The organism is Prosthecobacter fluviatilis (genome assembly GCF_042655725.1).
Taxonomy (GTDB): domain Bacteria; phylum Verrucomicrobiota; class Verrucomicrobiia; order Verrucomicrobiales; family Verrucomicrobiaceae; genus Prosthecobacter; species Prosthecobacter fluviatilis.
In genome coordinates, this window is sequence record NZ_JBHSMQ010000001.1 from 1,082,106 (window position 1) to 1,108,683 (window position 26,578).

The window sequence follows — 26,578 nt, forward strand, 5'->3', positions numbered from 1 at the left end:
TGCGCAGCACGCTTTCGTCATTATTTCGGCATTCGGACTTACTCATTCGTCATTCTTTGCGCTAAATATCCCCTCCACTCCCTTTGTCTTTCCCCATGCTCCCTCCTGACGAAATCCGTATCTCCGCCCTGCGCCTGACCACCCACATCGGGGTGCCGGAGGAGGAGCGCGCCACGAGCCAGGTGCTGGAGGCGGACATCACGCTGCGCATCGCCGCCCGCTTTGAGGCGATGCAAGACGACATCGCCGCCACCATCGACTACGCCGCTGTGGCCACCCGCTTGCAGGCGCTGTCGGCAGAGCGCCCCCGCAGGCTGATCGAGACCCTGGCGGCCGAGATGGTCGCGTGCGTGATGGAGGAATTTGGGGCCCAGGGGGTCAGCCTCGAGCTGCGCAAGCGCATCCTGCCAGAGACGGACCATGTGGCGGTGCGTCTGGTGCGTGGAAACTGAACAGAACCGCCGGGGCAAAGTCCAAGCCCCCCGCGCCTGCCTGTCCGGGCAGGGCCGGACCCCGCGTCCGTGACCCGCCAACCACACCACCCTGCACAGCCATGACCTCTCTGCGCCTCTTTCTGGCCGCCCTGCTCGCCGCCACGCTTTTGCCCTCCTGTGAGACCCCGGCGGACTCACGCCTGCCCACGGTGTCCCAGCAGGACGCCTGCGACGTCAGCTGGGGCCTGGAACCGCGCAAAGCACGGGGGAACCCCAAGATGCGCTACCAGTACAACTCCAGGGCCGAGCCCCAGCCCGGAGACCTGCCGACCGCAGAGGTGCCGCGCTAGGGTGTTTTCCATAGTTTCGTGTCTGACAAAGTGAGGGCTGTCACAGGCTCCGGAAGGGGGGCTGAAACATGGGCCTACGGGGAGGCGTGCCGCACGCAGACTGAACAAAAGGCCCGGTGGCAGCGTCTCAGACTTCGATCTTGCCAGCCACAGGCAGCCCGCCTAGTATCGCGGTCTCGTTTAGAATCCACTTTTGCCAAACAATGACATCTCTGCGTTTCATCTTTGCCGCTCTGGTTGCTCCGGCGCTTCTCGTATCCTGCGGCTCCTTTGAGCATTACGACTCGAAGTTCCCCACCGTGAGCCAGCAGGATGCCTACGATGTGAGCTGGGGACTGTCTCCGCGCAAGGCGCGCGGCAACCCCAAAATGCGCTACCAGTACAACGCCCGTGCCGAGCAGGCCGCCGGCATGAGCCTAGAGCCTTCAGCGCCCGCAGCTCCGGCCCTGGCCCCTGCGCCCGAGCCTGCCCCCAGCCGCCCCGCCCCGAGCAGCAGCCCGACGATCCCGCCCACCCTGCGCTAGCTGCGGCATGGCTCCTGCTTTCCCCCTGTTTTTCCAATCCATTCGACACGTGAAGACCCCGCTCCTGACCTGCCTGCTTGCCTTTGGCTGCCATGCTGCATTGACCGCCCAGCAGCTCAAGGCACCGGACTCCCTCCGGCCTAGCACGGCACCGGTGCTGCCTCCCGCCGCGGCTCCGGCCACGACGCCTGCCACGACGCCCGCTACCACTGAAATCGACAAGCTCGCGGAGGAGGCCCAGAAAGCGCTCTTCAAGTCCGTGGACAAAGCCGGTGGCGCAGCCGCCACCACTCCTGGCAAGACAGACGGCGTGCAGTACACCCCCTACGCCCCTACCACCAACTCCATGCGCCTGCCTGCCCAGCGGATGGAAGACCCCTCCCTCTGGGCCAAGGATTCCGTGCGCAAGATTGCCGTCATGGAAGTGGCGTTTGGCGGCGCGCGTGAGACCGTCATGATCGAGCTCTATCCAAACGACGCACCGCAGACGGTGAACCATTTCATCGACCTTTGCGACAGCGGCTTCTACAACGGCCTGGCCTTCCACCGCGCCATTGAAAACTTCCTGGTGCAGACTGGCGATCCGCTGACGGCGGACGAGTCCGCACGGCTCAAATGGGGCACTGGCGGCGAGGACAAAACCATCCCGGCCGAGATCAAGCTCCCGCACCGCGTCGGAGCCGTGGCCATGGCCCGCCGCTCGGACAAGGTCAACCCAGAGCGCCGCTCCAACGGCTCGCAGTTTTACGTGGCCCTGGGCAACTACAGTGCACTCGAAGGCAAGTACACCGTCTTTGGCCAGGTGGTCTCCGGCCTCGAAACCTTTCAGCGCATCTCCATCATGCCGGTGGACGCCAATGACTGCCCCGTGGCACGCATCGAGATCAAGTCCATGAAGGTCATCACGCAAAAGGGCCCCATGCAGGTGCCGGCCATCTCCAGCGGGGAAGGCCGCCGCTTCATGAAGCCAGACGCGGCACGCAGCATGGTGAGCCGCTTCTTCCACCGAGTGTGGTAAAAGACCGGCGCAGGCCGGGCTGGCGCGCTTGAAGCAGCAGCGCGCGCGGCCGCTTCGGCTGACATCTTTCCGCCACGCGCCATTGAAAACGAGCCTGGGCAGGCTTTTGCACGCTTAGCGTGGTGCTCCGGTCGTAGGTTGGCCGTGTTTGGTGCCGCAACCGCTTCTTTGCTCCACCGCTCCCTCCGCCAAACCGTCCGACCACAGCGCGCGCCGATGTTTGCGGAACGCTGATGGGTGCATGGGCAGGACCTCTCCGGTGCTTTTGGCAGCGCATCGCGGCAGCCAGAGGCCGCGCTCACGCATTCACCTGGCAGCCAGCTCGTAGCACACGGCCTCGCGGTCATTGCGCACCAGCAGCCAGCGTCCGGCGAGCGTGGGCGGGTTCCACGTCTTGCTGCTCAGCGCCTGCAGCCTGGACACTTCCTCCAGTTTGGCGGGACTGGCCTTCACCAGGGCCACCTGACCCTTTTCCGCCTGCACCAGCAGCCACTGGTCTCCCAGCTTGATCTGCTGGCCAAAGCCGTAGCGTCCTTCGCGCCACACGCGCTCGCCGGTGGCCAGATCCACGCAGCAGAGGGTGCCCTCGTCCAGCGCGTAGGCATGGCTGCCGAGGACGCTGGGGCTGCTGAACTTCGTGCGCGGCGCGCTGCTGCTCCACACGGAGGAGACGCTCATCTTGCCTGCGGCATCCGCCTTGATCTCCAGCAGGTTGCTTTTCAGCCCGTAGCTGGTGGTCACGAGGATGCGCTCGGGCGTCACCTGCACGGGCTGGCAGACTTTGGGAAACATGCCCGGCCAGTCAAACGACCACAGCACCGCGCCCGTGGCGGGATCGTGTCCGGTCACGGAGTTGGCGTTTACGCTCACGATCTGCTCGCGCCTGGCCACGGTGGCCAGCACAGGAGAGCTATAGCTGCCACCGTCTGCACCCGCTTTCCACACAAGCTGCCCGTCCGCGATGCGGTAGGCCGCGAGGGTGATGCCCTTGTCGCCACCGCTGACGATCACGTGTTCCCCCACGATGAGCGGGGAGGTGCTCTTGCCCCATTCGGGGGACTTGGTGCTCTCGCAGTCCTTCAGCACGTCCTTGCTCCAGCGTGGTTTTCCGGTGGCCAGGTCCAGGCAGTTCAGCAGGCCCCGGGCACCGAGCGCCAGCACCGCATTATGTGCCACATCCACCGTGGGCGTGGCACGGGGGCCTATGCCGCCCATGGGCTCGTCAAAGCGTGCCATGTCCGCATGGGCCCAGAGCAGCTTTCCGGTGGCCAGGTCATAGCAGGTCACATACTCCTCCTCGCCGCGCTGCTCCTGCGTCAGGGCGCGTCCGCCCGCCACAGAAAAGCCCGCCCAGCCATCACCCACCTTGATGCGCCAGACCTCGCGCGGCGGATGTGCCGCCCAGTCCGTCTGCCAGTTGGGCTCGGGGTAGGCGCCGTCTCCTTTCAGGCCAAAGAAGCGCGGCATGTCTGCTGCACCCGCCGGCATGGGAGAGGGGGCCGTGCCTGCGTCTGCCGCAGCCGCTTTCAAGGCGGGCAGAGCTTCCGGCTTCTGCCAGCGCCAGGTCAGGCTGGGCATGGCCGAGCCGTCTGCGCTGCCGTCATAGCGGATCGCGTATTTGAACAAGCCCCAGATGCAGGCGATGCCGAGCGCGAAGACGCCCAGGCGCCGGAGCCGCACGCCTTTCTTGTGCAGCGCCCACCACAGGCTCATGAGCAGCAGCCAAAGCGGGAGCAGCAGCATGATGCTGGCGGCGCGGAAGGTATGATCGGTGCTCCACATCCAGGTGAAAACGCCGCCCACCAGCAAGGTGAGAACGAGGGGAAATTTGGGAATCATGGGAAAAGGGTGCGCTGCATTCTACGTCTGCCGCAGGTCGGAGGAAATGGCTGGCATTATCTGACGTATGTCTCATCCTCGCCCACTTCCAACCCACGTTCATGAAACATCTTTTTCTCTCCCTCCTTGCCGCATCCGGTCTCATGGCTGCTGACCACGTCGTCTATGAACCCGCCGGCACGACCAAAGGAAAGCACATCGTGCTGCTCTCCGGAGACGAGGAATACCGCAGCGAGGAGGCCATGCCCATGCTGGGCAAGCTCCTGAGCCAGCGCCACGGCTTCAAATGCACCGTGCTCTTCAGCCTGGGCGCAGATGGCACCATCGACCCCAAGAACGGTGCCAGCCTGACGCACCCGGAGGCGCTGGACAGTGCCGATGCCATCGTGATGCTGCTGCGCTTCCGCCACTGGGACGAGGCCACCACCAGGAAATTTGAGGCTGCGGTGAACCGTGGCGTGCCCATCGTGGCCCTGCGCACCAGCACGCACGCCTTCAGCGGCTATCCCAAGGACAGCCCCTATGCCTCCTGGAATTGGAACAGCAACGGCGGCTGGGGCAAAAAAGTCCTCGGCGAGACCTGGGTCAGCCACTGGGGCAAGCACAAGGTGGAGGCCACCAAAGGCGTCATCGAGGCCGCCAACGCCAACCACCCCGTGCTGCGCGGCGTGAGCGATCTCTTTGCCAACACCGACGTGTATGAGGCCGCCCCGCCCGCCGATGCCGTCGTGCTGGTGCGCGGCCAGATCCTCCAGGGTATGACGCCCGACACCGCCCCCGCCACCTACCGCAAAGCCACCGCCGCCAAGGTGGAGCAGGACGTGAACAGTCCCATGATGCCCGTGGCCTGGCTGCGTGTGGTGAAGAATGACGCCGGCACCGAAAACAAGATCCTCGCCTCCACCATGGGCGCCGCCACCGACCTGACCAACGAAGGCCTCCGTCGCCTGGTCGTCAATGGCCTGCACTGGGGGCTCGGCCTCGAAGTGCCTGAAAAGGCGGACGTCACCCCCGTGGGCGACTACAAGCCCACGATGTACGGCTTCGGCGAGTTCCAAAAAGGGCTCAAGCCGGATGACTTCGTGCTGGTGAAGTAATCCCCCGGAGTATTGGAAAAAGGGTCTGTACTTCTGTCTCAGCGAGGGCTGTTCTCGCACAGGTGAACGACACGGCGCCCTGGCCGTAGGTCGGTCGTGTTTGGCGTCCCAGGCAACCTCACATTCCATCGGACTCTCCGCCAAACCGGCCCGCTGCGAGGACGTGCGCACGCCCCTGTGCCTGCCGTACGCTGATGGATGCACGGGCTGGCGGGGACGCTTCGAAATGCAGTACCGCAAGCGGGATGCAGTACTTTGATGATGGGGGTTGGGTATATTTTTGCCACAGTTCTGGAATTGATTCTGCTGATGTCCTTGGCATCATTCTGCTCCATGATTCTCAGAATTCTTCCTGTCCTCGCGCTCCTGGGTCTTGCCCAGTGTAACAAAAATACTGAACCAGCTGCTGCGGCAGGCAGTCCCGGGCTCACGCTCGTTTCTATGGGCGGCTCGCCGCATTTCCAGGCGGTGGCCTCCAGGCTGGAGGTGGGCGGGGCCTCCTTCACGTATGGGGAGGAGGAAAATGTGGCCGGGCTGCTGGGCGCCTTTATGGAGGAGGCCTTCAAGAAGATGCCTGCCGAGGAAAAGGCCAAGCTGCCGCCGAATTTTTCCTTTCAGAGGATGATGGCGCTGACCGGCTTTTACTCCATCAAGGCCAGCGGGACGAGCTCGCGCAAGGTGTCTGAGGGCCTGAATCACCACCGCAGCTTTGCCTACACGCCCGAAGGCCGGAAAGGCTTTCTTACGCTGAGCGGAGGACCGGCGGAGCCCCTGCTGACCCCCGCCCTGGCCCCGCAGGACACGGATCTCGCGCTGGAGTTTCCGTTGCATCTGAAGGATCTCATGGCTGAGGCCTGGCCGGTGATTCTGGAATCTTCCCCGAAGGAGCAGCGGGCCATGATCGAGGCGATGGCCTCCGCCCGGCAGCCGATGCTGGGCATGTCCTACCGCGAGATGCTGGAAAAGCTCTCCGTGCGGGTGGCCCTCTTTGCCACGCTGGTGCCTGAGCAGACGTTTTCCGCACCGGGCTCGGCGGTGACCTTTCCGGGGGTGAACGCCGCCATCGTGATCGACAAGCTGGGCTGGATCAAAGACGTGCTCAAAACACAGGTGCTGCCGATGTTTCAGGCGCCGGGCTCGCCGGTGGAAGTGCAGGAGGTCAACGGTGCCGTGGTGGGTCGCTTTCGCGGACCCATGGGGCCGCCACCGATGGACTTCCAGCCCATCTTTACGCTGGATGCGGCAGGTGACCGCCTCATCATCGCGACACGTCCGGCCTACCATGACGCCGTGATGGCCAAGGATGCCAAGCTCAGCAGCCAGCCAGATTTTGCCCGGGTGTGGCAGGGCATGCCAGCGGAAGGCAACGGCGGCATGTTTCTCTCCAAGCGCCTGATGGTGACCCTGATCGATGTCCTGAAGACCGAGGCTGCAGCCTCCCTCGCCAAATCCACAGACAAGGACAAGTCGGCCAATGAAATGGCGGTGTCTCTGATCAACATGATCTCCAGCCATGCGCGCTATCCGCAGGCCTTTTGCTACGCCAATCTGCCGGATGGCGTCCTGAACGTCAGCAACAGCAGCATTCCCGCGATGAACCCCGGATCACTCTCCAGCATCACCTCCCTGGCGGTGATCTCCTCGCTGGTCGTCCCGGCGCTGAGCACCGTACAGCAGCGTGGTGCCGAGGCGAAAACGCTTAGCAACGGCCGTCAGGTGCTCCTCGCGCTGAAGTCGTATGCCGCAGGGCACGGCGGCAAGTACCCCGCCAAGCTGCAGGAACTGATCGACTCCGGCGCCCTCACCAAACCCGAGCTGCTCACGCTGGCCGCCAAGCCGGGCGAGGAACCCCAGCCCTGGCTCTACGACAGCACACTGACTCCGGACTCGCCGCGCATCAGCATCGTGCTGGCGGCTCCTTTCACCAGCAAAGGCGCCGGTGGCAAGGAGACGCGCGTGGTCATCCGCAACGACGGCCGCGCCGAGATGCTGCCGGAGGATGACTTTCAGCGCGTCAAAGATTTCTACCTGCGCTGAGTGCGCATGAGCTTGGCCGGGGCAGGCAGGGGATTTTGATTCACCTGCCTGCTTCACTTTTCCAAAACGAATTTGGAAATTCGTTTTACGCCAGCAGGTCTCTGAGCACGCGGCCGTGCACATCCGTGAGGCGGAAGTCGCGGCCTTCGGCGCGGTAGGTGAGGCGCTCGTGGTCGATGCCGAGGAGGTGCAGCAGCGTGGCATTCAGGTCATGCACATGCACAGGGTGGCGGGCGATGTTGAAGCAGAAGTCGTCGGTCTCGCCGTATTGCAAGCCGGGCTTCACACCGCCCCCGGCCAGCCACATGGTGAAGCAGCCGCCATGGTGGTCGCGGCCGTGATTGGTGGGCTCCAGCTTGCCCTGGGAGTAGGTGGTGCGGCCAAACTCGCCGCCCCAGACGATGAGCGTGTCGTCCAGCAGGCCACGCTGCTTGAGGTCGCTGATGAGCGCGGCGCAGGGCTGGTCGATGTCGCGGCATTGGAGACGCAGATCACTGGGCAGATTGTAGTGCTGGTCCCAGCCGCGATGGTAGAGCTGGATGAAGCGCACGCCGCTCTCCGCCATTCGGCGCGCGAGGAGGCAGTTCGCCGCAAAGCTGCCGGGCACGCGTGATTGCGGCCCGTAGGCCTCAAAGGTGGCGGCGCTCTCGTCCTTGAGGCTGATCAGATCCGGCACGCTGCTCTGCATGCGGTAGGCCATTTCATACTGCGAAATGCGCGTGTCGATCTCGGGATCGAGCTGCTGCGTGAGTTGTTTGCGGTTCAGCGCCTGGATGATGTCCAGCTCATCGCGCCGTGTGGCGGCGCTGATGCCGGGAGGGTTGGAGAGATAGAGAACGGGATCGCCGCTGCTGCGGAAGCTCACACCTTGATGATTGGAAGGCAGAAAGCCGGAGCCCCACAGCCGCGCATAGAGCGGATCGGCAGGGCGCGCGGCGCTGCCGCGTGAGATGAGCACCACAAAGGCGGGCAGGCTGGCATTCTCGCTGCCGAGGCCGTAGCTGGCCCACGCGCCAAAGCTCGGGCGCCCGGGCTGCTGGTGGCCCGTCTGCAGCAGCGTCACGCCCGGATCGTGATTGATGGCCTCCGTGTGCATGGAGCGGATGATGCACATCTCATCGGCCACGCGGCCCATGTGCGGCAGCAACTCGCTCATCCATGCGCCGGACTGGCCATGCTGCTGAAAGCGGAACATCGACGCGGTGATGGGCTTGCTCTTCTGCCCGCTGGTCATGCCGGTGAGGCGCTGATCTCCGAGCACGGAGGCGGGGAACTCCTGGCCGTGCAGCTTTTGCAGGCCAGGCTTGTGATCAAACAGATCGAGCTGCGACGGCCCACCGTGCATGAAGAGGTAGATCACGCGCTTGGCCTTGGGCGCGAAATGCGGCGCGGCCAGCGCCTGCCCCTGGCCCAGCAGCGAGGCCAGCGCGGCGGTGCCGATGCCTGAGGAAGCATGGCCAAAAAGCTCACGGCGGGTCATCAGGGCGGCGTTCATCGGCGTGTGATGGTTTCGTCGAGATTGAAAAGCGTGTGCAGCGTCACGGTCCACGCGGCCAGCTCGGCGGGATCGAGCGTTCTGCCAAGAGGCGAGGCACCCACAGCGATCAGTTTCGCAGCGGCCTCGGGCTCGGAGGCAAAGCGTGTGCGTTGTCGGCTCAAAAGACTGCGCAGCAGCTCCAGCTCACCGGCTTCTGGCGCACGGCAGAGTACCCGGCGGAAAGTGAGCGAGAGCTTCTCGGATTCGCCGCCCTGCTGCGCCAGCGACCATGCGGCGAGTGCGCGCGAGGCTTCGATGTAGGTCTCGTCATTCAGCAGCACCAGTGACTGCAGCGGCGTGTTGGTGCGGGTGCGGCGCACGGTGCATTTCTCACGCGTGGGTCCGTCAAAGGTGAGCAGGGCAGGGGGAGGCGACTGGCGCTTCCAGAAGGTGTAGAGGCTGCGGCGCCAGAGGCCGTCGCTGCTGTCCGGCACATAGCTCTCTTCGCCATTGTAGGACACGGCTTCCCAGAGGCCAGGCGGCTGGTAAGGCTTCACACTCGGGCCGCCGATCTTCGACACCAGCAGGCCGGAAACGGCGAGCGCCTGATCTCGCACCATCTCGGCGCTGAGGCGGAAGGAGGGGCCGCGTGCCAGCAGGCGGTTAGTGGGATCTTTGGCCGAAAATTGAGAACTCTGGCGGTAGGTGGCGCTCATGACCATGAGCTTGAGCAGGGCTTTCACATCCCAGCCGCTCTGCATGAAGCGCACCGCCAGCCAGTCGAGCAGCTCCGGATGGCTGGGAGCCTCTCCCTGAGAGCCAAAGTCATTCACACTGCGCACCAGCCCTTCGCCAAAGCACTGCATCCACAGCCGGTTCACCGCCACACGCGCGGTGAGAGGATTGTCCTTTGAGACAAGCCAGCGTGCGAATCCGAGGCGGTTGCGCGGTGCGTCCTGCGGCCATTTGGAAAGCGATGCCGGCACTCCGGGCTGCACCTCCTCGGCGGGGTGGTCATACTGTCCGCGTGTGAGCAGATGCGCTGCACGCGGTTTTGGCATCTCCTGCATCACCAGCGTGGTCGGAATGCTTTCGCGCAGCGTGGCCTCGGCGGCCCTGGTGTCATTCAGGCGCTGGTGCGCGGTGCGTGTGCGGGCATCGGCGCGATGCTCCACATGCCAGTCCTGCAGCAGGGTTTTGTCAGCGGCAGGGCGTTTGGCCAAAGGCGTGGCCACGATGCCGCGCAGGCGCTCGCTCCAGAACCACGACTGCACCGCCTCCGGAGTGACTGGCTGCTGCAGCAGACGCAGCTCATCGAGCTGGCCGTAGAAGCCCAGCCCCGCATCGCGCCTGCCGATGCGCAGCGGCTCGGCGCACTGCGTGCTGCCCTTCAGACTGTCGTTCATGACTTTCACCGCCACAGGCTGACCGTCGATGAAGACCCGCATGCCGGCGGCGCGCTTTGAACCATCATGACTCACTACCAGATGATGCCATTTTTTGCCAGTGGCCGGTTCCTGCGTCACGAGCTCGATGGCGTCGGTGCCCCACTGGCTGACGAGATTGATCTGAAAGCGGCCCTTCTGCCAGATGACCTCCAGCCCGCGACGGCGGCCCTCGGGCTCGATCTTGGAGAGCACGCCCGCGAGCGATGTGTCGGCCGAGAGCCACAGGCCGAGCGTCCACGCGGCATCTGTGTCAAAAGCACCGGCCCACTCCACATGCTGCGTTGCGTCAAACTTGGACGACTGGCCGAGGATGCCGCTCTGAAACACGAGGCTGGTGCCGAGGTGACGACCCTCGATCTGCCCCTCAAACGGGAAATGCGCGATCAGCCTGCCTGCCGGTGAGGGCTTCAGCTCTGCCTGCGCCGTTTTTTCCCAGTCTGCAATCTGCTGCTGCAGCGCCTTTGCTAATGGGGTGAAGGCTTCTTCCGCCTGCTGGGTGGCCGTGGTCAGGCGCTGCAGTTCGCGTTCTTGATCCGGGGTGGGAACGCTGAGCAGCGGTGCTGGATTGTCGGTCTTGATGAGGCCGGACTCGGGCAGGTTGTTGAAGAAGGCAAAGAGCTGGTAGAACTCACGCTGCGTGATGGGATCATACTTATGGTCATGGCAGCGTGCGCAGCCGATGGTGAGGCCCATCCACGTAGCAGCGGTGGTTTCCAGGCGGTCGGCCACATACTCCACGCGGTACTCCTCATCGATGATGCCGCTCTCGTTGTTGGCCATGTGATTGCGGTTGAAACCGGTGGCGATGCGCTGCGCCGTGGTCGCATTCGGCAGCAGATCGCCTGCGAGCTGCTCGATGGTGAACTGGTCAAAGGGCAGGTTGCGGTTGTAGGCGTCGATCACCCAGTCCCGCCACGGCCACGTGCTGCGGGTCTTGTCGCCAAAGTAGCCGTTGGTGTCCGCGTAGCGCGCGGCATCCAGCCACTCCACGGCCATGCGCTCGCCGTAATGTTTGGAGGTCAGCAGGCTGTCCACGGCATGCTCGTAGGCTTTGCCGCTGGTGTCGGAGAGAAAGTGTGCCAGCTCCTGCAGCGTGGGCGGCTGGCCGGTGAGGTCCAGGCTCACGCGCCGCAGCAATGTCTCGCGCGTGGCCTCCGGGCTGGGATGCAGCGACTCCTTTTCAAGCCGTGCGAGGATGAAGCGGTCGATCTCATTGCGCGGCCATGCCTTGTCCTGCACCTCCGGCAGCGCGGCACTTCTGGGAGGAATCAGCGACCAGTGCGCTTCGTATTCCGCTCCCTCGGCGATCCAGCGCTGCAGTGTCTGCTTCTCCGCGTCGGTCAGCGAGAGCTTGGAATCCGGCGGCGGCATGAGGTCGTCTGCATCCGTGGTGAGGATGCGCTGCATCACGGCGCTCTGCTCCGGCTTGCCTGGAACGATGGCCTGCGTGCCATCACGGGTGGCGATGGCCACCTCCCGCTGGTCCAGGCGGAGATCGCCCTTGCGCCCCTTTTCATCAAAGCCGTGGCAGCGGAAGCATTTGTTCGAAAGGATGGGGCGGATGTCCTGATTGAAGCGGAGCCTGGGCTCTGTCGCTGCGGAGGCGCACGCTCCACCCACGAGCATCAAGATCGTGAAGTGGATGAAACGCATGCGGCCGATGCCCATGCGAGGAAGACGCTCTGCGGGCGGGGTTTTGTACCGCCGGGGCAAACGAATTTGGAAATTCGTTTTACGCCAGCACTTCCTTCACCACATGGCCGTGCACATCCGTCAGGCGGAAGTCGCGGCCGGCGTGGCGGAAGGTGAGCTTTTCGTGGTCGAGGCCGAGCTGGTGCAGGATGGTGGCGTGCAGGTCGTGCATGTGCACTTTGTCATCCACCGCCATGTGGCCGATGTCGTCAGTCATGCCGTGGGCATAGCCAGGCTTGAAGCCGCCGCCTGCCACCCAGACGGTGAAGCCGAGCGGGTTGTGGTCGCGGCCGGTGCCGTTTTTCTCGGCATACGGAGTGCGGCCAAATTCGCCGCCCCACCACACGATGGTATCCTCCAGAAGCCCGCGTTGTTTGAGATCGTAAAGCAGCCCTGCGATAGGTTTGTCCACGGCGGCGGCGTGGTCGCCATGCTTGGGCAGGTTGGAGTGCTGATCCCAGGCGGGGTTGTTGGAGTTGTCGCCGTAGTTCACCTGGATGTAGCGCACGCCCTGCTCGGCCATGCGGCGGGCCATGAGGCACTGGCGGCCGAAGTTGTCGGTGGGCTTTTCGTTGATGCCGTAGAGCTTGAGCGTGGCCTCCGACTCACCACCGATGTCCATGGCGCCGGGGGCGTTGTTCTGCATGCGCCACGCCAGTTCGTAGCTGCGGATCACGGCGTCGATGTCCGTGTCTCCGGGCATGGCGCGGGCGGCCTGCTCGCCATTCAGCGCGCTGAGGAGGCCGAACTGCTTGCGCTGCTGCTCAGGCGTCCAGATGGCGTTGGTGATGTTCTTGATGGTCGATTCCTTCGCGGGCTGGCCGGAGCGGCCCACGGGAGTGCCCTGGAAGACGGCGGGCAGGAAGGCATTGCCGTAATTGCGCGGACCACCGTTGCCGAGGCTCGGGCTGATCGTCATGAAGCCCGGGAGGTTTTCGTTTTCAGCGCCCAGGCCGTACATCACCCAGGAGCCCATGCTCGGGCGGATGTTGCTGGTGGTGCCGGTGTGCATGAAGAGGGTGGCGGGGCCGTGAGCCACGCCCTCCGTGTGCATGCCGTGGAGAAAGCAGAGGTCGTCCACATGCTGGTTGATGTGGGGAAAGAGATTGGAGGCCCAGCGGCCGGTTTCACCGTGCTGCTTGAAGTCCCAGAGCGGCTTCATCACCCGCTGCAGCGCGCCTTTGCCGGTCTTGGCGACGGAGCGGGAATCCGCCACCTCGATGATCTTGCCGTCGTCTTTGAAGAGGCGCGGCTTGTAGTCATAGGAGTCCACGTGGCTCACCCCGCCCTGCATGAAGAGAAAGATGACGCGCTTGGCCTTGGGCTGATGGTGCGGCTTTTTGATCGCGAGCGGGTTTGCCAGCGCCGCCTGACTCTGCGCCATGGCCTGCCAGGCCAGGTAGCCAAAGCCACAGCCAGTGGTCTGAAGAAAATCGCGCCGTGAAGAGAACATGCTGCCTTAACGTCGGCGGGGAGGGGGATTCTTCACGAGGGCACAAAAAAGCGGCACCCGCAAAGGTGCCGCCTCGTGATTGCTCTGGGGCTGTATTACAGCATGGAGGCCACGAAGGAGCGCTCATCGACGAGCTCCTTGTTGGTGGCGGCGATCTTGGACTTGGCGAAGTCGTCCATTTCGTAGCTGGTGATGACCTCGTAGGCACCCGGGGTGGTGGTGCGCACAGGCATGCCGGCCCAAACTTCAGGATCGAAGCCATAGAGGCCGTTGCTCTTCACCGCGATGGAATGGATCGCACCTGGGGTGACGAGGGAGCGGACGTGATCGACGAGGGCGTTCGCAGCGGAGGCGGCGGAGGAGGCGCCACGGGCGGCGATGATGGCCGCACCACGCTTGCCAACGGTTTCAAGGAAAGGACCTTCCAGCCAGGCCTTGTCATTGATGACGTCGGCGGCTGCCTTGCCACCGATCGTGGCGTGGGCAAAGGAGGGGAACATCGTCGGGCTGTGGTTGCCGTAGATGAAGATGTCCTTCACCTCCGTGAGGTCCACACCGGCCTTCTGGGCCAGCTGGGTCTGGGCGCGGTTCTGGTCCAGGCGCACCATGGCGGTGAAGCGGTCCGGCGTCAGGCGCTTGGCCTGGGAGGCGGCGATCATGCAGTTCGTGTTGGCGGGGTTGCCCACCACAGCCACACGGGCGTCGTCGGCAGCCACGGCGTCGATGATCTTGCCCTGCTCGATGAAGATTTTGCCGTTGTCCTTGAGGAGGTCGGCGCGCTCCATGCCGGGACCGCGGGGCTTGGCACCCACGAGGAGGCACCAGTTGGCGTCCTTGAAGCCCACGCTGGCGTCGGAGGTCTGCACGATGCCCTTCAGGAGGGGGAAGGCGCAGTCATCCAGCTCCATGGCCACGCCGGCGAGGGCGGCCAGCGGCTTCTCAAAGGGAGCCTCAATGAGCTGGAGGATCACCGGCTGGTCCGGGCCAAACATGGCTCCGGAGGCGATGCGGAAAAGGAGGGCGTAACCGATTTGACCGGCGGCGCCGGTGACTGCGACTTTGATGGGTGCTTTGGCCATGGATGATTGGGGATGGGAGAGTCACAAGAGCAAGATGCGGCGGGAGGGCAACTGCGGGCTGAGAATCATGGCAGAAAATGCTTGGGCGGAAGACGGAGTCCTGTTATAAATTCGATTTTTCCTAACTTTGATGCTCCTGCAGCCTTTCCCGAAACATCCTGAATCCGTGTTGCCATGCCGCCTGCTCACTCGCGGTGCTGCTGCGTGTTTGATGATTATTTTAGGTGGAAACGCGGTCATGCCTGCCAGCGCGCAATCAGTCTCGGCCATGGCCCAGGCAGAGGCGCGCCGCCGGGCGATTCAGGTGAACACCCTGAACACCGAAATCGAGCGCGGTTATCAGCTGATCGATCAGGAAAAGGCGGCCGAAGCTCTGACCGTTTTTGAAGAGTCCTACAAGGCGCTGCCCAATATCCCGCTCGCCCAGGAATCACGCATGGCCGCACGCAACGGCTGTGTGGTGGCTGGCTGCCTGGTGGCCCAGGAACTGGCCGCCAAGGGAGACCTGGCCGCCGCCGGCAAGGTGCTCGACAAGCTGCTGGCACCCGAGGTCGCGCCCAAAGATGAACGTGTGCTCTCTCTCAAGACACGCCTCGCAGACCCGGATCGCTTCCCGCCTGCCCTGACGGCAAAGCATGTGGACAACGTGGGTGCGGTGCAGGCGATGCTGCTCAAGGCCGGCTCGTTCCTTCAGCTGGGAGACCTGGACAAGGCCATTGCCACTTACCAGGATGTTCTGCGAATCGACTCCACCAACAGCGCCGCCCGGCGCGGCATGGAAACTGCCGAGCAGGAAAAGCAAAAATACTACAGGAGCGCCTACAATCATCAGCGTTCCAAGATGCTCAACCAGGTGACCCAGACATGGGAAGACCCTGTGCCTCTCACACACCTGGACCGCAGCTCTCTGTTTGGGGCCGGCTCGGCCTCCCTCGCCAATCAGCAGACTGGCAGCGACAGGATCAGGCAGAAGCTGCGCTCCATCACCTTTCCCAAGGTCGAATTTGACGGTGCCACCCTTGAAGAAGTTGTCGAGCTGCTGCGTGTCCGCAGCCGTGACCTGGACCCCGAGGGCAGGGGGATCAGCTTTGTCGTCAGTGTGCCGTCTGAGGCCCGCAGCAAAACCGTCAGCCTGAATCTCCTCAAGGTCCCCATGGAGGAGCTGCTGCGCTACGTCAGCGAGATGTGCGATGTCTCCTACAAGGTGGACGAACACGCCGTTACGTTTGTCTCCCTCAGCGAGCGCAACAGCGCGATCGTCACCCGCTCCTTCCGGGTGCCGCCTGACTTTATTCAGAACGCTCCCGGCGGCGACCCCGGAGCTGCACCGCCGACAGATCCTTTTGCCAGCCAAGCTCCGGCCGGTGGCGGTGGTGGCGGTCTCATCATCCGCCGCCTTGGGGCGAAAGAGTTCCTCGAAACACGCGGGGTGACCTTCCCTGAGGGCACCAGCGCCAGCTACAATGCGTCCAACAACACGCTGACGGTTCGCAACACCATCGCCAACATGGAGACGGTGGAAATGATCGTCGAAGAAGCGACCAAGGCTTCGCCAAAAATGGCCGTCATCCATGTGCGCATGCTGGAGGTCAATCAGAAGAACCTTGAGGAGCTGGGGTTTGACTGGCTCATGGGTGCAGCAGGGACCAATGGCAACGTCTTCATCGGCGGGGGCAGTGCCGGAAATGGCACCCCCACCGTGCCGGGCAACTATCCTTTCAACACCCCCTATGTCGTTCCCGCACTCACGGTGGGTGGTGAGCAGGTGTTTCCCTCCCTTCCAGCCTCCGGAGCATTTGCCGGACCCGTACCGGAAGGCACCACGGCGCCATTCCCCTACGGTGGCGGGCCCATCACCGCAGGCCTTCGCTCCGGTGACTTCGCGACTACGGCAAACTCTCTTGACAATCTGCTCCAGACGGGGTCGGTCACTGCAACCAAAAATGTGGCTCCGGGGGCTCTCTCGATTGCCGGGGTGTTCACCAATCCCCAATTTCAGACCGTCCTGCGTGCGCTTGCTCAGAAAAAGGGGGTGGACATCAACGCCTCCCCAAGTGTGACTACCAAAAGCGGCCTGAAGGCTGTCGCTGAGGTGACCCAGGAGTTCATTTATCCCACTGAGTTTGACCCGCCCAGACTGCCGCAGGGTGGTGGCCGTATCCGAATCGGCGGTGCTCAGCCGCAGATGATTGCCACGCCGACCACGCCCACGGCTTTTGAAATGAGAAAAACCGGGGTCCAGGTGGAAGTGGAGCCTGTGATTTCAGAAGATGGCCGCACGGTGGAGCTTACCATTGCACCGGAGCTCACTGAGTTTCAGGGGTTTGTGAATTATGGCTCGCCCATCTATGTGCCTGCCAGCCTGAGTGTGCTGCCTTTCCAGCTCGCCAGCGGCACCACCGGGTATCTTCCTCTGAGCTCGCCAGACGAACTGATCACCCCCAACAAAATTTTGCAGCCGATCTTCAAGGTCCAGAAGGTGAGCACCGCAGTCAAAGTCTATGACGGCGCCACAGTGGTGCTGGGCGGGGTCAAGATTCAGAATCGTACCATGGTCGAGGACAAAGTTCCCATTCTGGGAGATCTGCCCGTCGTGGGTCGGCTGTTCAAGAGCAACACCAAGCAGACGGACACGAAGAATGTCATCATCTTCGTCACCGTGGACGTGGTGGACCCCTCCGGCCGCAAGGTAAGCCGTGACACGGCGGCTGTGGCCCCCTAAAACCTTTCTTCAGGCGCTTCAGGCAGGCGCAGCCTCGGCGGCTGTGATCTGGCCTGCCAGCTCAAAGTCCAGCCGCGTCAGGCCGCCAGCGCTGTGTGTGGTCAGCCGCACCGCGACCTTTTGCCAGCCGACGAGCATGTCCGGGTGGTGGTTCAGGGCCTCGGCCAGCGCTGCGACACGCCTGACGAATTCAATGCCTGCCAGATAGCTTGGAAAGCGAAACTCCCTGACCAGCTCCCTGCCTTCCACCTGCCAGTGGGGCAGAGCGCTCATCTGCTGCAGGACGGCGGATTCGCTTAAAAGCTCTGGCTTCATGGCTGGGACCATCGGACGGCTCAAAACAAGCAGCAAGCATCGGAATTGCTTTCTTTCCTCCTCTGGACTACATACACGGCCCTCTCCCGCCAAAGCCACCTGAATGTCCATCTCCCGCACCCGCAATTTCTCCATCATCGCCCACATTGACCACGGGAAGACCACGCTCTCCGACCGTCTTTTGGAATTCACCCAGACCATCACGGTGCGCCAGCAGCAAGATCAGCTTCTTGACGCGATGGACCTGGAGCGCGAGCGCGGCATCACCATCAAGGCCCACCCGGTGTGCATGAACTACAAGGCGAAGGACGGGCAGATGTACAAGCTCAACCTGCTGGACACCCCCGGGCACGTGGACTTCAGCTATGAGGTCAGCCGCTCGCTCGCCGCCTGTGAGGGGGCTCTCCTCCTCATCGACGCCAGCCAGGGCGTGGAGGCCCAGACCGTGGCGAATCTCAATCTCGCCCTGCAGCAAAACCTGCACGTCATCCCCGTCATTAACAAAGTCGATTTGCCCAGCGCTGACATCGACAAATGCAAACGCCAGCTTGAGGACATTCTCCAGCTCCCCTCGGACGAGGCCGTGCCTGCCAGCGCCAAGATGGGCATCGGCATTCAGGACATTTTGGAAGCCATCGTGGCCTATGTGCCGGCACCTACGGACCCGGGCGACGGCTACCTCCGCGCCTCGGTGTTTGACTCCGTGTTTGACGCTTACCGTGGTGTCGTCAGCTACGTGCGTGTGATGAGCGGCACCATCGTGCGTGGGCAGAAGATCCGCATGATGTCCACCGGTCTGGACTACGAAATCAAGGACGTCGGCATCTTCCGTCCGAAGATGACCACCTGCGAAAAATTGGAGGCCGGTGATGTCGGCTATCTCATTGCGAACGTGAAATCCACGGCGGATGTGAAGATCGGCGACACCATCACCGAGTCCAAAAAGCCCTCTCCGGAGCCGCTGCCCGGCTTCAAGGAAATCCATCCACTGGTCTTCAGTGGCATCTATCCCGTGAGCACGGACGACTTCGAGGCTCTCAAGCTCGCCGTGGGCAAGCTCCAGATCAATGACGCCGCCTTCACCTTCATGGCGGAAAGCTCTGCCGCGCTCGGTTTCGGTTTCCGCTGCGGCTTTCTGGGCCTGCTGCACATGGAGATCGTGCAGGAGCGTTTGCGCCGTGAGTTCGACATGGACGTCATCTCCACCTACCCGTCTGTCATTTATGAGGTCCGCAAGACCGACGGCACCGAGATGGAGGTGGACAATCCCTGCTTCCTCCCCTCCGCGCAGGAGATCGACGAAATCCGCGAGCCGATGGTGAAGGTGAACATCATGATCCCGAATGAGCACATCGGCGACATGATGCAGCTCGTCATGGACAAGCGCGGCGTGGTGAACAACACCGAAACGCTGGACGACCGCCGTGTGCTGCTGCACACCGTGCTGCCGCTGAATGAGATCCTGGTGGACTTCAATGACAAGCTCAAGTCCATCACCCGCGGCTACGGCAGCATGGACTACGAGCACGCCGGCTACGAGCCCGCTGAGCTGGTGAAGATGGACATTCTCATCGCTGGCGACCCCGTGGACGCCTTCTCCTGCATCGTGCACCGCAGCAAGGCCGAAAGCCGCGGCCGCCAGCTCTGCGCCAAGCTCAAGGAGGTCATTCCCCAGCAGCTCTTCGTTGTCGCCATTCAGGCCGCCATCGGTGGCAAGATCATCGCTCGCGAAAGCATCAGCGCCCTGCGCAAGGACGTGACCGCCAAGTGCTACGGCGGTGACATCTCCCGCAAGCGCAAGCTTCTGGACAAGCAGAAGGAAGGTAAGAAAAAGATGAAGGCCATCGGCAAGGTGAACATCCCGCAGGAAGCCTTCATCGAGGTGCTGAAGACGAACTGAGGCGCTTGCGGAGAGGCTGCGAAATCAGCTTCTGCGCCCAGTCCCTCCCCCCTTGAAAAGCCGCTGGCAAGCGCCTGACCCAGCCAATGGGGGCGGGCAAGCCACCCTGTGTTTGGGCGGAATTTTGAGCACTGCTCTGAAAACCATGGAAACGCCGGCTCCGCCTGCGGCGTTTTCTCTCATGTGGCGCAACCAAACAGCCTTTCACCGGCAGACCAGCAGCGGCTCGATGCCTTGCACGAGCGGCTGTGCGAGGCCAGCCTGCGCAATGTGGGGTATCCGACGAATCAGGCGTTTGACTACTCGGAGCTCTTCCGGTTTCTGGAGTTCAGCATCAACAATGTGGGCGACCCTTTTCATCGCACGAACTACCGCCTGAACACCATGGAGTTTGAGCGCGAGGTGCTGGCGGACTTTGCGCGCTTCACCCATGCGCCTGAGGGGGAATGGTGGGGCTATGTGACCAGCGGCGGCACCGAGGGCAACATGTACGGCCTCTATGTGGCAAGGGAGCTGTACCCGGACGGCATCTGCTACTTCAGCGAGGACACACACTACAGCGTGGCCAAGGTGCTGAGGCTGCAGCACACGCGCAACATCATGATCAAAAGCCAGCCGGACGGTCAGATGGACTACACCGACCTGCGTGAGACGCTGCGCATCCACCGCGATGTGCCGCCGATCCTCTTTGCCAACATCGGCACCACCATGAAGGGCGCGGTGGATGATCTGGCAAAGATCCGGGAGATCCTGGAGGATCTCGCCATCGGGAACGCCTACATCCATGCCGATGCCGCGCTCAGCGGTATGATCCTGCCTTTTGTGGATGCGCCGCAGCCGTGGAATTTTGCGCATGGTGCAGACAGCATTTCCATCAGCGGGCACAAGATGCTCGGTGCGCCCGTGCCGTGCGGCGTGGTTCTGGCGCGCAAGGCGTACGTGGACCGCATTGCTCGCTCCATCGAGTACATCGGTGCTTTGGACACCACCATCGCAGGTTCACGCAGCGCCTTTTCACCGCTGCTGCTGTGGCACCGGCTGCGAACGCTCGGAGAGGAGGGGCTGCGGGACATGGTGCAGACCTGCCTCGGCCATGCTGAATACGCCGTGCAGCGTTTTTTCGCGCATGGCATCGAGGCCTGGCGGCATCCGAACTCCGTCACCGTGGTGTTTCCCAAGCCTCCGCCCTCCATGATGGAGAAGTGGATCATCGCCCCGCGCAAAAACATCGGCCACCTGATCGTGATGCCACACGTCACACGGGCCACCATCGACGCCTTTGTGGCAGATTTTGCCGCTGCATTGAAACTCTGCCCCCTGCGCCACCCATGAAACAGCTCACCGTCCTTGTGCCGAACGAGCTCGGCATCGCCGCCAAGCTCACCACCGCTCTGGCCCGCAGCGGCATCAACATCGAGGAGATCGATGTCGAAAGTGTGGAGGACCACGGCATCGTGGTGATGAGCGTGGACCGGTACGACGAGGCGCTGCGTGTGCTAAGCGACGCCGGCTTCCGCGTCATCACCCAGGACACGCTGCTGGTGCGGCTGGAGGACAGGCCGGGGGCGCTTGCCACCGTGGCCCTGAGACTCCGGGATGCCGGGCTGGACCTGCGCTCCATGCACATCCTGCGGCGGGACGCTGCCAGTACCACCGCGAGCCTCGTATGCTCTGACAATGCGCGAGCCGCCGAAGTGCTGCGAGATGTGCTCGTGGTGGAGCCACGAGGCTGAGGCCGTGGCAAATCAGCGCAGAAACGACGACGGCACTTGAGCATTGCGCGCCGCCTTCTAGTATCAGGCACCGGTTCCCACCCCATGTTTTTCCTCACCCCACGCTACCTCAAGCACGCCAAGCTCCTGCACAAGGGCGTGACACGCTTCATCAACTACAAGCGTGATATTCTGCCCCAGGCAAAGCTGGACGAGATCACCGCCCTGCGCAGCCGCCTGGAGGATGCCATGCGCGCCCGGGACAAGGCGCTCATCAGCACCTTGAATGATGAGATCAACAAGGCCTGTGAGAAAGCGCTGCCGCATGAGGAGCACTCGGACATCGGCGAAAATGTGGAGGTGTTCTTTGTCGCCATCGTCATCGCGCTTGGCATTCGCAGCTACATTGCGCAGCCGTTCAAGATTCCCACCGGCTCCATGCAGCCGACTCTGTATGGGCTGGTCGCGAATCACACCGACCAGGATGTGACACCCAATCTGTTTGTCCGCTGCAAGGACTGGGTGGCCGGTCGCAGCTACTACAATGTGGTGGCCAGTCGTTCGGGTTTCCTGCGGAAAGACGGGCCTCCTCTGACGGAGCACAGCTACCTCGGCTTTTTCGCGCACTGCCGCCTGCATTTTGAAGACGGCGGCACGCAGTGGATCTGGGCACCCATGCGCCAGCTGGCCACCGACCCGGACGGTTTTAATCTGGGCATGCAGCGCTACCTGAATCTCCCCGTCAGCGCGGACGGTCAGAACATCACCCCAGATGCACAAGTGGAGCAAAAGATCGGGCAGTCAGGCGGCACCTACGTCACCGAAGGGCAGCTGCTGGCACGCGGCACCCTGGACACCGGGGACCATGTGCTGGTGAACAAATTTGCCTACAACTTCCGCCGCCCCACACGGGGCGAGGTGTTCGTTTTCACCACCAAGAACATCCGCAGCCCCTACATGCGGGTGAGCGTTGAGGAAGGCTCTCAGCATTACATCAAGCGGCTCGTGGGCGTGCCCGGAGACCGGCTCGAAGTCAAATCTCCCGAGCTGTGGGTGAACGGCAAGCCCGCCGAGGAGTCTGGCATGAAGCGTGTGGCTGCCAAGGAGGGCAGCTACAGGGGTTACGGCAACTTTGGGTTCCTTTCTGAAGGCACGGTGCGTGAGCTGAGCAACCGCGATGCCCTGCGCGAATACTGGGCCATGGGGGACAACAGCTACAACAGCTCGGACAGCCGCTACTGGGGAGCCGTGCCGGAGCGCAATCTCGTGGGGCCCGGACTGTTCTGCTACTTCCCGTTGGGAAGAAACTGGGGCCTGATCCGCTAGAGGCCCCGCCCCAGGCTGGGACGTTTGCACAAAAAAACGGGGAAGGCTGATGGGCCTTCCCCGCTTCGCGAAATTCAGCCGTTTTACAGGCCCTGCTGGCGCAGGAAGTTTTCCACCCAGGTGATGTCGTACTGTCCGTTCTGGAAGTCCGAGGTGGTCAGGATCTGGCTCTGCAGCGGGATCGTGGTCTTGATGCCTTCGACCGTGAACTCACCCAGTGCGCGGCGCATGCGGCGGATGGCGATGTCACGCGTGGCTCCGGTGACGATGAGCTTGGCGATCATCGAGTCATAATAGGGTGGCACAGCATAGCCGGAATAGACGTGGGTGTCCACGCGCACGCCACGGCCGCCGGAGGTGTACCAGAGGTTGATCTTGCCGGGGCTGGGGGTGAAGTTGCGGGCAGGATCTTCCGCATTGATGCGGCACTCGATGGCATGGCCGCGAGGCTGGGCGTCCACCACGTGCTCGCTCAGCGGCAGGCCTGCGGCGATGCGGATCTGCTCCTTGATCAGGTCGCAGCCATACACTTCTTCGGTGATGGGGTGCTCCACCTGGATGCGGGTGTTCATCTCCATGAAGTAAAAGTTCTCGCACTTGTTATCCACGAGGAACTCGATGGTGCCGCAGTTCTCGTAGCCGATCTCCTTGCAGAGTTTCACCGTGGCGTCGCCCATGCGCTTGCGCATTTTGGCGGAGATCTTGGGGGAGGGGCACTCCTCGATGATCTTCTGGTTGCGGCGCTGCATGGAGCAGTCGCGCTCACCGAGGTGAACGACGTTGCCGTGGGAGTCTGCCACCACCTGGAACTCGATGTGGTGGGGCTTTTCGACGAGCTTCTCCATGTACATGGAGCCGTCGCCAAAGCATTTGAGGGCTTCCAACGAGGCCGCCTGGAAGCTGGACCGCAGCGTGGCTTCATTGAGCACCGGGCGCATGCCGCGCCCGCCACCGCCTGCACTGGCCTTGACCATGACGGGGTAGCCGATCTTGCGTGCCCATTCGAGGGCCTCCTCCTCCGTTTGAATGATGCCGTCCGAGCCGGGGGTGATGGGCATGCCTGCCTTCAGGGCCGTCTCGCGAGCCACGTTCTTGTCACCCATCATGCTGATGACGCGGGCGGACGGGCCGATGAACTTGATTTTGCACTGGGCGCACACTTCGGCAAACTCGGCCTTCTCGGAGAGGAAGCCGTAGCCGGGGTGGATGGCGTCCACATTGGCAATCTCCGCCGCGCTGATGATGCGGCTCATTTTCAGGTAGCTCTCGGTGCTGGGGCCTGGGCCGATGCAGATGGCTTCATCGGCGAGGTGAACGTGCATCGAATCGACATCGGCTTCGGAATAAACGGCGACGGTTTTGACGTCGAGTTCTTTGCAGGCACGGATGACGCGGAGGGCGATTTCACCACGGTTGGCAACGAGGACTTTTTTGAACATGAGAGCGCTAGAGAGGGAGTGGAGGTCTGGCAGGCCCGGCTGCTGGCTTGAGCCGGGCCCGGTAGTGCCAGGGCATCAGGAGATCAGTGGCAGGGAGGGCGGAAATCAGGCTTTCAACTCAAAGAGGGGCTGGCCGTACTGGACGGGCTTGCCGTCTTCCACCAGCACGCGGGCGATGGTGCCACGCACGCCTTCAGGCTTGATTTCATTCATGACCTTCATGGCCTCGATGATGCAGACGGTGGTGTTTTCATCCACATGGTCGCCTACATTGGCGAAGGCTTTTTCTCCGGGGGCGGAGCTGCGGTAGAAGGTGCCCACCATCGGGGAATTGATGGTGGGACCCACGGCCTCAGGTGCGGAAGCGCCTGCTGCCGGTGCGGCAGGAGATGCTGCGGCAGGCGCAGGCTGCGCTGGCGCCGGGGCCAGGCTCGGGGCCGGAGCCTGAGCGTAGCTGATCGGGGCGCCGGAGGAGATGGGCAGGCTCTGAAGCAGGTCTTTCACTGCTTCAAGGTCGGAACCACGGCGAAGCTCAAGCTTGGCTCCGTTGCGCTCGCTGTAGAAATAGGAAACATCGTTCCCAGCCATCAGCTGGACGATCTCACGAATCTGATTGAGATCGTTCGAGGTGGACGATGAAGAAGAGGGGGCGGAGGCGGCGGGTTTGGATTTGGTGCGTTTGGCCATGTCGGGGAGAGTGTGTCAACGAACGGGCACGATCATACAAACTCAGCCAGATGTGGCAACCATAAAGGCGGCCTTGACTTTTAAGTTCGAATCTTTCCGTACCTTTCAGGGAACTCGCGGAAATTTGGAAAAATCAGGCTTCCTTTTTTCCACGTAGGCGTTTTTGCCCTCCTTGGCCTCTTCGCTCATGTAGTAGAGCAGCGTGGCGTTTCCGGCCAGGTCCAGCAGGCCCATCTGGCCGTCGCAGTCGGCGTTGAGCGCGGCCTTGAGGCAGCGCATGGCCAGCGGGGAGTGCTGCAGCATTTCGCGGCACCACTTCAGCGTCTCCTCTTCGAGCTGGTCCAGCGGCACCACCGTGTTTACCAGCCCCATTTCCAGCGCCTGCTTGGCGTCATACTGGCGGCAGAGGTACCAGATTTCGCGGGCCTTCTTCTGGCCCACAATGCGGGCCAGGTAGCTGGAGCCCAGGCCGCCGTCAAAGCTGCCCACCTTCGGTCCGGTCTGGCCAAAGCGTGCATTGTCTGCGGCGATGGTCAGGTCACACACCACGTGCAGCACGTGGCCGCCGCCGATGGCGTAACCGGCCACCATGGCCACCACGGGCTTGGGCAGGGTGCGGATCTTCCGCTGCACGTCCAGGATGTTCAGGCGCGGTACGCCATCATCGCCGATGTAGCCTGCGTCTCCGCGCACCTTCTGGTCGCCGCCTGAGCAGAAGGCCAGGGGGCCTTCGCCGCAGAGGATGATCACGCCCACGTCCCGGTCCTCATGCACGATGTCAAAGGCCTCCAGCATCTCCTTGACCGTCAGCGGGCGGAAGGCATTGCGCACCTTGGGCCGGTTGATGGTGATCTTGGCGATGCCGTCGCTGGTCTTTTCCAGCTTGATGTCCTTGAAGGTCTTGATGGGGGTCCACATGGGGAGTTTGCGGTGGTTGGCAGTTGTTGGCGATGGTTTGCAGTTGTTGGCCGGGCCTCCAGAGGCTTGCTTGCGGTGGCTTGGGAACAATCGCAAACCACTGCAAACTACGGCCAACCATGGCAAACTCAGAAGTTTGTATAAGTACGCAGCTCTGAGATACGTGCGGCGATGTCTGCGAGAGTCACGGTTTGCAGCTTGTGGGTGCTGAAGGCTTCGCAGGTGTAGCTGGCGGTGACGCTGCCGTGCACGACGGCGGTCTTGAGGTCTTCAAAGGTGGGCTTGGTCTTGCCATTCGCTGCCAGCCAGCCGGAGAGGCCGCCGAGGAAGGAGTCGCCTGCGCCGGTGGGGTCAAACACGTTGTGCAGCGGGTAGGCGGAGCAGGCAAAGAACTCCTCCGGCTTTTCGCCAAAGAGGAAGCTGCCGTGCTCGCCTCGCTTGACGATGACAAAGCGCGGGCCCTTGGCCTGCAGTCGGCGTCCGGCTTCCACGAGGTTGGTCGTGCCCGCAAATTCCTTGGCCTCGCCGTCGTTGATGACCAGGAGGTCGATGCGCTTGAGCACATCGTGCAGGCGCTCATTGGCGATGCTGATCCACAGATCCATGGTGTCTGCGGTGACGAAGTCCGCCTGGATCTGGTCCAGCATCTGCATCTGGTTGTCCGGGCTCATGTTGGCGGCCACGGCGACTTTGGCGGCTTTGGCTGCGGCAGGGAGCTTGGGCTGCCACTGCTCCAGCACGTTGATGCCCACCTTGTGCGTGGTGCGGTTGTTCATGTCCTCATGGTACTCGCCGGTCCAGGTGAAGGACTCGCCATCGCTGCGCTCCAACCCGTCCAGGGTGATGCCACGGGAGGCCAGCATGTCGAGGTGCGGCTTGGGGAAATCATGCCCGATGACTCCCACGAGATGGATGGGCTGGCAGAAGATGCTGGCTGCCAGCGCTGCATAGCTGGCGGAACCTCCCAGCAGGTTTTCCTGCGAGTCCTGCGGGGTTTTGACATTGTCGAGGGCGACGGTTCCGGCGATGACGACTGACATGGGCGTGTATTTTGGTTAGATAAGGTGAAACAGTTAGTCCTTGCCTCACTGGCGGCGAACTTTAACGGTGC

The 26,578-nt window shown here is 62.8% G+C and carries 21 protein-coding genes; 11 read left to right on the top strand and 10 right to left on the bottom strand.

All coding sequences use genetic code 11. The features are described 5' to 3' along the window. Positions 1-95 precede the first annotated feature (95 nt). From ACFQDI_RS04225 to ACFQDI_RS04240, 4 genes are all read left to right on the top strand, one after another. On the top strand, positions 96-452 hold the full coding sequence (locus ACFQDI_RS04225) for a dihydroneopterin aldolase (RefSeq protein ID WP_377163738.1): 357 nt from the start codon (positions 96-98) through the stop codon (positions 450-452). Positions 453-553: 101 nt separating this feature from the next. Beyond that, positions 554-784, top strand: a complete 231-nt coding sequence (locus tag ACFQDI_RS04230; RefSeq protein WP_377163740.1) for a hypothetical protein — start codon at positions 554-556, stop codon at positions 782-784. A gap of 203 nt (positions 785-987) precedes the next feature. Continuing rightward, positions 988-1,308: a hypothetical protein gene (locus tag ACFQDI_RS04235; RefSeq protein WP_377163741.1), complete on the top strand. Its 321-nt coding sequence runs from the start codon at positions 988-990 to the stop codon at positions 1,306-1,308. Positions 1,309-1,357: 49 nt separating this feature from the next. Then, positions 1,358-2,326: a peptidylprolyl isomerase gene (locus ACFQDI_RS04240; RefSeq protein WP_377163743.1), complete on the top strand. Its 969-nt coding sequence runs from the start codon at positions 1,358-1,360 to the stop codon at positions 2,324-2,326. A gap of 306 nt (positions 2,327-2,632) precedes the next feature. Here ACFQDI_RS04240 and ACFQDI_RS04245 read toward each other — a convergent pair whose 3' ends face one another. After that, positions 2,633-4,165 (bottom strand): outer membrane protein assembly factor BamB family protein, encoded by a 1,533-nt coding sequence (locus ACFQDI_RS04245; protein ID WP_377163745.1) that lies wholly within the window; start codon positions 4,163-4,165, stop codon positions 2,633-2,635. A 101-nt stretch (positions 4,166-4,266) separates the two neighbouring features. On the opposite strand from ACFQDI_RS04245, the gene ACFQDI_RS04250 reads away from it, so the two are divergent. Together ACFQDI_RS04250 and ACFQDI_RS04255 are read left to right on the top strand one after the other, a co-directional pair. Beyond that, complete coding sequence (locus tag ACFQDI_RS04250; protein ID WP_377163747.1) at positions 4,267-5,262, top strand: ThuA domain-containing protein; 996 nt, start codon at positions 4,267-4,269, stop codon at positions 5,260-5,262. A 333-nt stretch (positions 5,263-5,595) separates the two neighbouring features. Then, positions 5,596-7,299 carry a hypothetical protein gene (locus ACFQDI_RS04255; protein WP_377163749.1) on the top strand — a complete coding sequence of 568 codons (1,704 nt, stop codon included), beginning with the start codon at positions 5,596-5,598 and terminating at the stop codon, positions 7,297-7,299. Positions 7,300-7,384: 85 nt separating this feature from the next. On the opposite strand, the gene ACFQDI_RS04260 is transcribed toward ACFQDI_RS04255, so the two are convergent. The 4 genes from ACFQDI_RS04260 to ACFQDI_RS04275 form a co-directional block, all read right to left on the bottom strand. Beyond that, positions 7,385-8,794 (bottom strand): DUF1501 domain-containing protein, encoded by a 1,410-nt coding sequence (locus ACFQDI_RS04260; protein ID WP_377163751.1) that lies wholly within the window; start codon positions 8,792-8,794, stop codon positions 7,385-7,387. Next, positions 8,791-11,877, bottom strand: coding sequence for a DUF1553 domain-containing protein (locus ACFQDI_RS04265; protein ID WP_377163753.1), 3,087 nt, complete (start codon positions 11,875-11,877; stop codon positions 8,791-8,793). The genes ACFQDI_RS04260 and ACFQDI_RS04265 overlap by 4 nt, the downstream gene beginning before the upstream one ends. Before the next feature lie 79 nt (positions 11,878-11,956). Continuing rightward, the gene (locus tag ACFQDI_RS04270; RefSeq protein ID WP_377163755.1) at positions 11,957-13,369 is read right to left on the bottom strand and encodes a DUF1501 domain-containing protein; all 1,413 of its coding nucleotides are present in this window, start codon (positions 13,367-13,369) and stop codon (positions 11,957-11,959) included. 95 nt (positions 13,370-13,464) lie between these two features. Next, a complete protein-coding gene (locus tag ACFQDI_RS04275) occupies positions 13,465-14,448 on the bottom strand; it encodes a malate dehydrogenase (protein ID WP_377163757.1) in 984 nt (327 codons plus the stop codon). A gap of 211 nt (positions 14,449-14,659) precedes the next feature. Between ACFQDI_RS04275 and ACFQDI_RS04280 the strand changes: the two genes are divergently transcribed. Continuing rightward, positions 14,660-17,170, top strand: a complete 2,511-nt coding sequence (locus tag ACFQDI_RS04280; RefSeq protein WP_377163759.1) for an Amuc_1098 family type IV pilus outer membrane protein — start codon at positions 14,660-14,662, stop codon at positions 17,168-17,170. An 18-nt stretch (positions 17,171-17,188) separates the two neighbouring features. Here the strand turns inward: ACFQDI_RS04280 and ACFQDI_RS04285 are convergent, their stop codons facing one another. Next, on the bottom strand, positions 17,189-17,485 hold the full coding sequence (locus ACFQDI_RS04285) for a 4a-hydroxytetrahydrobiopterin dehydratase (protein ID WP_377163761.1): 297 nt from the start codon (positions 17,483-17,485) through the stop codon (positions 17,189-17,191). A gap of 103 nt (positions 17,486-17,588) precedes the next feature. Here ACFQDI_RS04285 and lepA point away from each other — a divergent pair, with 103 nt between their 5' ends. From lepA to lepB, 4 genes are all read left to right on the top strand, one after another. Further along, complete coding sequence (lepA, locus tag ACFQDI_RS04290; protein ID WP_377163763.1) at positions 17,589-19,385, top strand: translation elongation factor 4; 1,797 nt, start codon at positions 17,589-17,591, stop codon at positions 19,383-19,385. Between the two features lie 183 nt (positions 19,386-19,568). After that, positions 19,569-20,717 (top strand): histidine decarboxylase, encoded by a 1,149-nt coding sequence (locus ACFQDI_RS04295; protein WP_377163765.1) that lies wholly within the window; start codon positions 19,569-19,571, stop codon positions 20,715-20,717. Then, positions 20,714-21,118: an ACT domain-containing protein gene (locus tag ACFQDI_RS04300; protein WP_377163767.1), complete on the top strand. Its 405-nt coding sequence runs from the start codon at positions 20,714-20,716 to the stop codon at positions 21,116-21,118. The genes ACFQDI_RS04295 and ACFQDI_RS04300 overlap by 4 nt, the downstream gene beginning before the upstream one ends. Before the next feature lie 84 nt (positions 21,119-21,202). Next, positions 21,203-22,423, top strand: a complete 1,221-nt coding sequence (gene lepB, locus ACFQDI_RS04305; RefSeq protein ID WP_377163769.1) for a signal peptidase I — start codon at positions 21,203-21,205, stop codon at positions 22,421-22,423. Positions 22,424-22,506: 83 nt separating this feature from the next. Here the strand turns inward: lepB and accC are convergent, their stop codons facing one another. The 4 genes from accC to ACFQDI_RS04325 form a co-directional block, all read right to left on the bottom strand. Further along, positions 22,507-23,862 carry an acetyl-CoA carboxylase biotin carboxylase subunit gene (gene accC, locus ACFQDI_RS04310; protein ID WP_377163771.1) on the bottom strand — a complete coding sequence of 452 codons (1,356 nt, stop codon included), beginning with the start codon at positions 23,860-23,862 and terminating at the stop codon, positions 22,507-22,509. Positions 23,863-23,967: 105 nt separating this feature from the next. Beyond that, the gene (gene accB / locus ACFQDI_RS04315) at positions 23,968-24,549 is read right to left on the bottom strand and encodes an acetyl-CoA carboxylase biotin carboxyl carrier protein (RefSeq protein ID WP_377163773.1); all 582 of its coding nucleotides are present in this window, start codon (positions 24,547-24,549) and stop codon (positions 23,968-23,970) included. Between the two features lie 105 nt (positions 24,550-24,654). Further along, on the bottom strand, positions 24,655-25,467 hold the full coding sequence (gene menB, locus ACFQDI_RS04320; protein ID WP_377163775.1) for a 1,4-dihydroxy-2-naphthoyl-CoA synthase: 813 nt from the start codon (positions 25,465-25,467) through the stop codon (positions 24,655-24,657). A gap of 128 nt (positions 25,468-25,595) precedes the next feature. Then, positions 25,596-26,507, bottom strand: coding sequence for a PfkB family carbohydrate kinase (locus ACFQDI_RS04325; RefSeq protein WP_377163777.1), 912 nt, complete (start codon positions 26,505-26,507; stop codon positions 25,596-25,598). Positions 26,508-26,578: the final 71 nt, after the last annotated feature.

Coding starts and splice junctions, on each gene's coding strand:
- ACFQDI_RS04225 (WP_377163738.1), top strand. CDS start 96: ATGCTCCCTCCTGACGAAATCCGTATCTCCGCCCTGCGCCTGACCACC.
- ACFQDI_RS04230 (WP_377163740.1), top strand. CDS start 554: ATGACCTCTCTGCGCCTCTTTCTGGCCGCCCTGCTCGCCGCCACGCTT.
- ACFQDI_RS04235 (WP_377163741.1), top strand. CDS start 988: ATGACATCTCTGCGTTTCATCTTTGCCGCTCTGGTTGCTCCGGCGCTT.
- ACFQDI_RS04245 (WP_377163745.1), bottom strand. CDS start 4,165: ATGATTCCCAAATTTCCCCTCGTTCTCACCTTGCTGGTGGGCGGCGTT.
- ACFQDI_RS04250 (WP_377163747.1), top strand. CDS start 4,267: ATGAAACATCTTTTTCTCTCCCTCCTTGCCGCATCCGGTCTCATGGCT.
- ACFQDI_RS04255 (WP_377163749.1), top strand. CDS start 5,596: ATGATTCTCAGAATTCTTCCTGTCCTCGCGCTCCTGGGTCTTGCCCAG.
- ACFQDI_RS04260 (WP_377163751.1), bottom strand. CDS start 8,794: ATGAACGCCGCCCTGATGACCCGCCGTGAGCTTTTTGGCCATGCTTCC.
- ACFQDI_RS04265 (WP_377163753.1), bottom strand. CDS start 11,877: ATGCGTTTCATCCACTTCACGATCTTGATGCTCGTGGGTGGAGCGTGC.
- ACFQDI_RS04270 (WP_377163755.1), bottom strand. CDS start 13,369: ATGTTCTCTTCACGGCGCGATTTTCTTCAGACCACTGGCTGTGGCTTT.
- ACFQDI_RS04275 (WP_377163757.1), bottom strand. CDS start 14,448: ATGGCCAAAGCACCCATCAAAGTCGCAGTCACCGGCGCCGCCGGTCAA.
- ACFQDI_RS04280 (WP_377163759.1), top strand. CDS start 14,660: ATGATTATTTTAGGTGGAAACGCGGTCATGCCTGCCAGCGCGCAATCA.
- ACFQDI_RS04285 (WP_377163761.1), bottom strand. CDS start 17,485: ATGAAGCCAGAGCTTTTAAGCGAATCCGCCGTCCTGCAGCAGATGAGC.
- lepA (WP_377163763.1), top strand. CDS start 17,589: ATGTCCATCTCCCGCACCCGCAATTTCTCCATCATCGCCCACATTGAC.
- ACFQDI_RS04300 (WP_377163767.1), top strand. CDS start 20,714: ATGAAACAGCTCACCGTCCTTGTGCCGAACGAGCTCGGCATCGCCGCC.
- lepB (WP_377163769.1), top strand. CDS start 21,203: ATGTTTTTCCTCACCCCACGCTACCTCAAGCACGCCAAGCTCCTGCAC.
- accC (WP_377163771.1), bottom strand. CDS start 23,862: ATGTTCAAAAAAGTCCTCGTTGCCAACCGTGGTGAAATCGCCCTCCGC.
- accB (WP_377163773.1), bottom strand. CDS start 24,549: ATGGCCAAACGCACCAAATCCAAACCCGCCGCCTCCGCCCCCTCTTCT.
- menB (WP_377163775.1), bottom strand. CDS start 25,467: ATGTGGACCCCCATCAAGACCTTCAAGGACATCAAGCTGGAAAAGACC.
- ACFQDI_RS04325 (WP_377163777.1), bottom strand. CDS start 26,507: ATGTCAGTCGTCATCGCCGGAACCGTCGCCCTCGACAATGTCAAAACC.